9 protein-coding genes and 1 pseudogene are annotated in these 8153 nt (G+C 70.5%); 8 read left to right on the top strand and 2 right to left on the bottom strand.

Annotated features, from left to right (window positions below; translation table 11 throughout):
- The 6 genes from KVT45_RS54130 to KVT45_RS54105 form a co-directional block, all read left to right on the top strand.
- The coding region (locus KVT45_RS54130; RefSeq protein WP_217562367.1) for an acyl-CoA dehydrogenase family protein at positions 1-806 on the top strand (806 nt) is incomplete at its 5' end.
- Entirely contained in the window at positions 803-1642 is an 840-nt protein-coding gene (locus tag KVT45_RS54125; protein WP_217562365.1) for an SDR family NAD(P)-dependent oxidoreductase, read from the top strand. The genes KVT45_RS54130 and KVT45_RS54125, both read left to right, overlap by 4 nt.
- Positions 1639-2397 (top strand): SDR family oxidoreductase, encoded by a 759-nt coding sequence (locus KVT45_RS54120; protein ID WP_217562363.1) that lies wholly within the window; start codon positions 1639-1641, stop codon positions 2395-2397. Before KVT45_RS54125 ends, KVT45_RS54120 begins: the two co-directional genes overlap by 4 nt.
- Entirely contained in the window at positions 2394-3554 is a 1161-nt protein-coding gene (locus KVT45_RS54115; protein WP_217562361.1) for a phosphotransferase family protein, read from the top strand. The genes KVT45_RS54120 and KVT45_RS54115 overlap by 4 nt, the downstream gene beginning before the upstream one ends.
- 52 nt (positions 3555-3606) lie before the next feature.
- Positions 3607-3990, top strand: a complete 384-nt coding sequence (locus tag KVT45_RS54110) for a hypothetical protein (RefSeq protein ID WP_254648721.1) — start codon at positions 3607-3609, stop codon at positions 3988-3990.
- A 6-nt stretch (positions 3991-3996) separates the two neighbouring features.
- A complete protein-coding gene (locus tag KVT45_RS54105) occupies positions 3997-4524 on the top strand; it encodes an SMP-30/gluconolactonase/LRE family protein (RefSeq protein WP_217562357.1) in 528 nt (175 codons plus the stop codon).
- Here KVT45_RS54105 and KVT45_RS54100 read toward each other — a convergent pair.
- Positions 4514-5527 (bottom strand): AraC family transcriptional regulator, encoded by a 1014-nt coding sequence (locus KVT45_RS54100; protein WP_217562355.1) that lies wholly within the window; start codon positions 5525-5527, stop codon positions 4514-4516. The two genes, KVT45_RS54105 and KVT45_RS54100, sit on opposite strands and share 11 nt — an antisense overlap.
- A gap of 204 nt (positions 5528-5731) precedes the next feature.
- On the opposite strand from KVT45_RS54100, the pseudogene KVT45_RS57485 reads away from it, so the two are divergent.
- Positions 5732-6004, top strand: a pseudogene (locus tag KVT45_RS57485) (alanine--tRNA ligase-related protein); the annotation flags it as partial.
- On the opposite strand, the gene KVT45_RS54095 reads toward KVT45_RS57485, so the two are convergent.
- On the bottom strand, positions 5918-6268 hold the full coding sequence (locus tag KVT45_RS54095) for a hypothetical protein (protein ID WP_217562353.1): 351 nt from the start codon (positions 6266-6268) through the stop codon (positions 5918-5920). The pseudogene KVT45_RS57485 and the gene KVT45_RS54095 overlap by 87 nt on opposite strands.
- Positions 6269-6524: 256 nt before the next feature.
- Between KVT45_RS54095 and KVT45_RS54090 the strand changes: the two genes are divergently transcribed.
- The coding region (locus KVT45_RS54090) for an APC family permease (RefSeq protein ID WP_217562351.1) at positions 6525-8153 on the top strand (1629 nt) is incomplete at its 3' end.

Below are 8153 nucleotides of genomic sequence, written 5' to 3'. Positions count from 1 at the left end.
CCGAGCCGGGCGGGGCGTCCTCGGGCGCCACGAACATGCAGCTCACGGCCGTGGTCCAGGGCGGTGACGTCGTCCTCGACGGCCCCAAGGGGTGGGCCACCGGCATCGGGCACCCGGGCTGCGAGGGCCTCATCGTCATGGGGCTCACCGACCCAGATGCACCCAAGCACGCGCGGCACTCGATGGTCCTGGTACCGCGGGACACCCCGGGGGTGAAGATCGAGCGGATGCTGGACACGATGGGGTTCTTCGACGAGCCCTTCGGCCACAGCGAGGTCTCCTTCACCGATGTCCGGGTCCCGGTGTCGAACATCATCGCCGGCCCGGGGCGAGCGTTCGAGATCGCTCAGGGCCGCCTCGGTCCCGGCCGGGTGCACCACGCGATGCGCATGATCGGTCTGGCGGAGCGTGCCCTGCACCTGGCCTGCGAGCGCGGCCTGGCGCGCACGGCGTTCGGTAAGCCGCTGGCCGACCTCGGCGGCAACCGTGAGCGCATTGCCGAGGCACGGATCGCGATCGACTCCGCCCGGCTGCTCATCCTGGACGCGGCGTGGAAGCTCGACACCGTCGGGGCCGGCGGCGCGCAGAGCGAGGTCAGTGCCATCAAGGTCGCGGCGCCCAATGTCGCCCAGCAGGTCATCGACTTCGCCATGCAGATCCACGGTGGTGGTGGACTGTCCAGTGACTTCCCGCTGGCAGGTGCCTGGACTGCGGCCCGGGCCGTTCGCCTGGCCGACGGACCCGACGAGGTGCACAAGAGCGTCGTCGCCCGCATGGAGCTCGGCAAGCACGGAGCCACCCGATGAGCCGCGTCACCGGCACCGGCAAGAGCCGAGCGGTGCTCATCACCGGGGGCGCCTCCGGCCTCGGTGCGGCGCTCGCCTCCCGCTACGCCGAGCGCGGGGACCATGTGCTCGTCACCGACCTCGCCGCCGAAGCCGAGGTGCCGGCGGGCGCGCGCTACCAGCGCCTGGACATCACCTCACCGTCGGACTGGGCGGCCGCTCTACAGCGCGTCCGCGCCGATCTCGGCGGGCTCGACGTGCTGGTCAACAACGCCGGCATCGCAGCGGGCGGTCGCGTGGACCGCATCGACGACACGCACTGGCGGCGGGTACTGGAGGTCAACGTGCTGGGCGCTGTGAACGGCTGCCGCACCTTCTCCCCACTGCTGAAGGCTCAAGGACACGGCCACGTGGTCAATGTGGCGTCCCTCGCGGGGCTGGTCCACCCGGCTGCGATGAGTTCCTACGACGCGAGCAAGGCGGCCGTGGTAGCCCTCTCGGAGAGCCTGCGCCACGAGCTCGGCCCCTGGGGCGTCGACGTCTCGGTGGTGTGCCCGTCGTTCTTCCGGACCAACCTGGCCGCTTCCCTGGGAGGGGAGGATCCGCTGATGGACCAGGTGGCCGCCAAGCTGATCTCGCGGGCGCCGTTGGGGGCCGAGGAGATTGCCGCACGGGTGCTCCGGGGTGTCGACGCGCGCCGCTTCCTGATCCTCCCTGATCGGTCCGCGCGGGTCGCGTACTGGACGAAGCGCCTGGTCCGACCCCTCTACGACCGCCAGATGTTCGCCGCTGGAGCCAAGATCCGCCGGGCCGAACTGAGCGAGAAGACACCCACGGTGAGCGAGGAGCCGGTATGAGCAGCCAGACGGGCCACGGCACCGTCCTCATCACCGGGGCCAGCTCGGGCCTGGGTGAGGAGATGGCCCGACAGTTCGCCGCCCTGGGCTACGATCTCGCCCTGTGCGCCCGGCGCACCGACCGGCTCGACGCTCTCGCCGACGAGATCCGCATCTCCACGGGCCGACGGGTCGAGACCACCGCCCTCGATGTCACCGACAGCGACGCGGTCGCCCCGGTGTTCCACGGGTTCGCGAACAGATTCGGGACGATCGACCGCGTCGTCGTCAACGCCGGCATCGGCAAGGGCGCTCCCCTGGGAACGGGGCGGTCCGAGGCCAACCTGGCCACGGCGATGACGAACTTCGTCGGAGCTCTCGCCCAGGCCGAGGCCGCTCTGGAGATCTTCCGCAGACAGGACCGCGGTCACCTCGTGCTCATCTCGTCCATGTCCGCCCTGCGCGGCATGCGCAGGTCCATGACCACCTACGCGGCGACAAAGGCCGGGTTGGCCTCACTCGCCGAGGGCCTGCGCTCGGAGAACATCAGGGGCCTCGACGTCTCGGTCATCCACCCGGGGTACATCCGCTCGGAGATGAACGCCCACGTCGAGGAGAAGACCCGGTTCATGGTCGACACCGAGACGGGTGTGCGCGCGATGGTCGCGGCCATCGAGAAGCGTCGCGCGAAGGCCTACGTGCCGACGTGGCCGTGGGCGCCCGTCGGGATCGCCATCAAGGTACTGCCGCTGCGGATCGTCCGGAGGCTCACGTGAACGCTCGTACCGACAAGGGAGGTACCGACGTCGCCGGATCGCGCCCGGTCCGCGACGAGGACACTTTCGACGCCGCGGCCATGGCCGCCTGGCTCGCCGAGAACGCCACGCCGGGCAGCACCGAGGCCGAGCTGTCCGCCGTCCCGGACGTGCGGCAGTTCTCCGGGGGCGTGTCGAACCTGACCTACCTGCTGCGCTACCCGGACGGCGACCTCATCCTGCGCCGTCCCCCGAAGGGCACCCACCGCAAGGGCGCTCACGACATGGGGCGCGAGTACCGCATCCAGACCCAGCTCGGGCAGTTCCTGCCGTACGTGCCGCGCACTGTCGCCCTGTGCGAGGACCCTGCGGTCATCGGCTCGCCGTTCTACGTGATGCAGCGCCTCGCCGGCCCGATCCCGCGCAAGAATCTGCCGCGGGGAATGGTGCTCGACCGCGAACAGACCGCCGCCCTGTGCCGCAACGTCATCGACCTGCTCGTGGACCTGCACTCCGTCGACCTCACGGCCACGGGACTCGGCGACCTCGGCAAGGGCGACGGCTACGTACGCCGGCAGGTCGAGGGCTGGTCGGAGCGCTACCGCAGGGCGCGTACCTGGAACGTCGGCTCCTTCGAGCGGGTCATGCGATGGCTGGCCGACAACCAGCCGGCCGACCGTCCGCACACCCTGGTGCACAACGACTTCCGCTTCGACAACGTCGTACTCGACCCCGAGGACCCCACACGGCCCGTCGGCCTGCTCGACTGGGAGCTCGCCACCGTGGGCGACCCTCTCATGGACCTCGCGAACGGCCTCGGGTACTGGATCCAGGCCGACGACGGCAGGCACATGCAGGCCTTCCGCCGCCAGCCCACCCACCTGCCCGGGATGATGACCCGCGAAGAGGTCGTGGCGTACTACTGCGCACGTACCGGCACTCGCGTGACCAACCGGGAATGGGCCTGGTACCAGGTCTTCGGCCTGTTCCGCGTCGCCGTCATCGCCCAGCAGGTCTACCAGCGGTACCTGGCCAAGCAGACGACGAACAAGCAGTTCCGTTTCTTCGGCATCGCGGTCGTCCTGCTGGAGCTGCGGTGCCGCAGCATCATCCGCGCCGACGGTCGGACGGCGCCCGAGATCGCCGATGGCCAGGTAGGGAGATGGCCATGCCCTTGAACAGGGAGCCCAACGCCGTGCCCCTGACCCGCCGCCTCATCTCGCCCCGCCGCTGAACCCCGCCCCACGCCCCCGCCGACGAGGGACGCACACCCGCCACGAGCCGCTTCGTCGACGCCGGCGCCTCGCCACCGGCGGCCACGGCCCCGAGGACGTGATCTTCGATGGGCAGGGCGGCCTGCTCACCGGTCCTGGCGACGGCAGCATCGTACGCATCGACCCCGTCACCGGAGCCCGCGCGGTGACGGGCAGCACCGGCGGCTGTCCGCTCGGGCTCCAGCCGGCCGCCGACGACAGCATCCTGATCAGCGACCACCACCGGGGACTGCTGCGCATGTCCGCCGGCGGATCGGTCGAGGTGCTCGTCGACACCGTCGCGGGCAGGCTGCTCACCTTCGCCGGCAACGTCGTGGAAGGCCCGGACGGAACCATCTGATTCACCGTGTCCACCCGCCGCTGGGACCTGGAGCACCACCTCGGCGACATAGTCGAGCACTCCTGCACCGGCCTGCTCGTCCGCCGTGACCCCGACGGCACGGTCACCGTGCTGCGCGACGGCCTCAAATTCGCCAACGGACTCGTCCTCGCCCCGGACGCCTCCCACCTGCTCGTGGCCGAGACCGCCGGGTACCGGATCAGCCGCCACCGGCTCACCGGCCCCAAGGCCGGGACCGACGAGCCGTTCGTGGAGAACCTCGCCGGCCTGCCCGACAACATGAGCCTCGGCAGCGACGGGCTGGTCTGGGTGTCGATCGCCGCGCCCCGCAACGCGCTGCTGGACAAGCTGCTGCCCCTTCCGGGGCTCCCGCGTGTCCTCCTGTGGAACCTGCCCGAGGCCGTGCGGCCCAAGGCCACACCCGTTGCCTGGGCCATGGCCTTCGACCTCGACCTCGACCTCGACCTCGACCTCGACCTCGACGGGCGTATCGTCCACGACGTGCTCGCCCGGCCGGGCGAGCTCAACGCCTAGCGCGCGCCTCGCGGCGCAGTTCGGTCGGCGTCCGGCCCCACCACCGCTTCGCGCAGCGGGACAGGACCGCCTGCTCGGCGAAGCCGAGGAGGTCGCTGACCTGGGCCAACGGCATGTCCGTCGTCATCAGGTAGGTACGGGCCCGGGTACGACGGACCACGTCGAGGACCGAGGCGTACGACTCGCCCTCGGCGGCGAGCTGCCGTTGCAGCGTCCGCGGATGCACGGCGAGGATCCGGGCGACGTCGGCCAGCTCGGTGGAACCGGTCCCGAGAGACTGGTCGAGAACCGCGCGCACCTTCGCCGTCACCACCGGCCCGGCCTCGCGCGGCTGCTGGGACAGGAAGGCCAGCGCGATCCGGCGCACCGTGTCGTCGACACCGTCGAGGGGACGGGCCAGCAGGCTGGAAGGCACCCGCAGCAGTGCGCTTCCGCGGCCGAAACGGACCCGGGCACCGAAAGCGTCCTCGTACCGCGACCGCGGTGCCACGGGCTGATGGGGCAGATCGACCGACCGCAGGCCGTAGCGGCCGCCCACGAGGAACGTCACCGCGCGGTGGAAGAACAGCATCGTCATGTCGGTGGCCTGCGGCAGCGGCCGTACGCCCGCACCGAAGGAGTACCGCAGCCCGACCACACCGTGCTCCCCGTCCGGGGCGTCCACCACGGAGACACCGAAGTCCCGAGCGTGCACGAACATGTAGCGGGACGTGCACTCGAGCGCGTCGGCGACCGACGGGGAGTGCTGCATCGCCACCGACAGCGGGCCCAGCATGGCGAAGTCCTGCCTCTCACCGACCCGCAGTCCCAGATCCGGGCAGCCCAGTTCGGCCGCGGCGATCTCCATCACCGCGGCCAGGGCAGTGTCCTCCACCAACAGCTCGTCGGCGTCCAACGCCTCCACGGGCAGCCCCGCCCGCCGCGCGTACACGTCAGCGTCCCCGCCGAGCCCCTCGACACACTGGCGGAACTTCTGAAGACCTGCCGACCGGACCAGGGACACGCCCACAGCATGCCGCTCGTGTCGCCCAGGATCAAACGCCGCCTATCGCGTACGCCCGCAGGGTCGGCCTCGGGCAGGTCCTGGGCCCGGTCGGTGCCGTCCCGCTGGCCGATCCAGAGGGTCCAGGAACGGCGAGTGTCGGCGATCGCGACAGCCGAGCGGGGCTGTACGGACGCGGCTGAGACGAAGAAGCCGATCTCTGCCCCCGACTCGGAGATCTTCCTGTGGAGCGTCGATACCCCACCCCAGTCGACGCCCACCCGCGACGACCTGCTGAAGGGCAAGTCGTCAGTGTTCGAGTGCGGCGTCTTCGCGCCCTGGCGCCGTCTCGTGCCAGCCCTGTGGCCACTGGCCGAACCGTCGCTGCGCCCGGTCTACGACCACCTGCGCTCAGCCATCGTGGTACTCGGCAACGGGGGGCGCCCGGCCAGCACTGGACGAGGCTGCGTGCTTCGCCGCCTGGTGCGACGGGTGCTCGGGGTCCGGACTGAGCAGCAGTGCGGCGGCCTCGCCGCGCTGTCCACTTTGACGCCGAGGACCGCACCAGGCCGCGCCGGTCAGCACCCACCACACTGCCGCCGCTGTCACGGCTACGCCTGCGAGTGCGGCCACCAGCAGCAATATGCCGCCGATGCCCCCGCTCCCGAGCGGCAGCAGCACCGCCAGAGCGGCCGTCGCCAGCGACGTCCTGGCCGCCCACCGCTGCTTGAGCCAGGCCAAGCCGCTCGCGTCCACGCTCATGTGCTCCGCAACTGACTCACACCCTCCGGGGCACCGCGGTCGGCGGAGCATGCCCTAAGTCGGCGAGGCGGCTCTGATCAAGGTCGATCCCGTATACGACCGGCGCCGCAGCGCCCGCGATCGCCGCTTCAAGCTGTCGTAAAGCTCGCTTGAGCAGACGACTTGGCCACTTGCCCAAAGCGATCGGCCAAGTCATACTCTCGGCAATTCCCACGCCTCTCTGGGGCGTGCTCTTCCCGTCTAGGGAGGCAGTGCCATGACACAAACCTCAAGCAGCGGTACACAGACAGCAGCAGGACGTCGGACGCTGAGTACCGGGCGGGTGGTGTTCCTCGTGATCTCCGCGGCCGCCCCGATGGCCGCGATGGTGGGCAACATCCCCCTGGCGATCGCCCACGGCAACGGCGCCGGGCTGCCGGCCGCCTATCTGATCGCCTCGCTGATGCTGCTGTGTTTCTCCGTCGGTTATGCCGCGCTGAGCCGACGCGTGGTGAACACCGGCGCCTTCTACACCTACATCGCCCGCGCCCTGGGCAAACCCGCCGGTGTCGGCTCGGCATACGTGGCGGCGTCGTCGTATGCCGCGATCACCATCGGCCTGGTCGGCGGCTTCGGCTACTTCACCCGCCTGGTGCTCCTCGACTCAGGCGTCAACTTGCCCTGGTACGCGTACAGCGCGATCGCGATCGCGGTGGTCGCCGTGCTCGGCTACCGCTCGGCGGACCTGTCGGCCAAGGTGCTGGGCACGCTGATGGTAGCCGAGTTCGGGATCCTGATCGTCTTCGACCTCCTGGTCGCGGGAGACAAGGGAGGCGCCGCACTGCCGTCTGCGTCCTTCTCCGGCTCCGAGGTGACGTCGGGTTCGCTCGGCATCGCGATGATGTTCGCCTTCCTCAGCTTCGTGGGATTCGAGTCGGCCGCCCTGTACGGCGAGGAGACCAAGGAGCCTGAGCACACCGTCCCGAAGGCCACCTACATCGCGGTCGCGTCGATCGGTGTGTTCTACGTCCTGACCAGCTGGATCATCGTCGGAGCTGCCGGCGCGCACCGGGCGGTCGCGCTCGCCGGGGAACAGCAGGGCAACTTCGTGTTCGAGCTGATCCGGCGGTACGGCGGCGTGACCCTCTACGACCTGGCGGCGGTGCTGCTGTGTACGAGCATGCTCGCCGGCCTGCTGGCGCTGCACAACGCGTCCAGCCGCTACCTGTTCGCCCTCGGTCGTGAGGGCGTGCTGCCACGCCGGCTCGGGCACTACCACCCCCATCACTTCAGCCCGCATGTCGCGAGCCTGGTCGTCACCGCCCTCTCCGCGGTTGCCGCGCTCGGCGCGGCCGCCTCGGGTGGCGACCCCTACATGGTCTTCGTGCCCGCCTTCATGGGCGTGGGCACCCTCGGCATCATCGCGCTGCAGGCCGCCGCGTCGCTGGCCGTCGTGGTGTTCTTCGCCAAGCGCGACGACCGCGACCTGTGGCGATGCGTCATCGCACCGGCGATCGGCTTCCTCGGCCTCACCGGCGCATTCGTCATGGCCACGGTCAACTACCCGACGCTGACCGGCTCGACGAACGCGGTGGTCAACACCGTGCCCGTCGTCCTGCCGGTTCTCGCCGCCGCGGGCGTCGTCCTCGCCCTCGTCCTACGCCGCCGCAAGCCGGTGACGTATGCCGCGCTCGCCCAGTCGAAAGTCCGCGCCCGGCGCCGCACTACGTCCACGCAGCCGAAGGTGACGTACACCCGCCGCTACTGCCTGGTGGGCGCCGGGCCGTCCGGCCTGGTGATGGCGCGCGCAATGATCGCCGAGGGGGTGCCCTTCGACTGGTTCGAACGGCACACGGACGTCGGCGGCATCTGGGACATCGACAGCCCGGGCAGCCCGATGTACGAG

It is taken from the genome of Streptomyces sp. GbtcB6, from assembly GCF_019091475.1.
Lineage (GTDB): Bacteria > Actinomycetota > Actinomycetes > Streptomycetales > Streptomycetaceae > Streptomyces > Streptomyces hyaluromycini.
The sequence above is the reverse complement of the archived record's forward strand: the minus strand, read 5'-3'. Positions and strand labels throughout refer to the sequence as shown.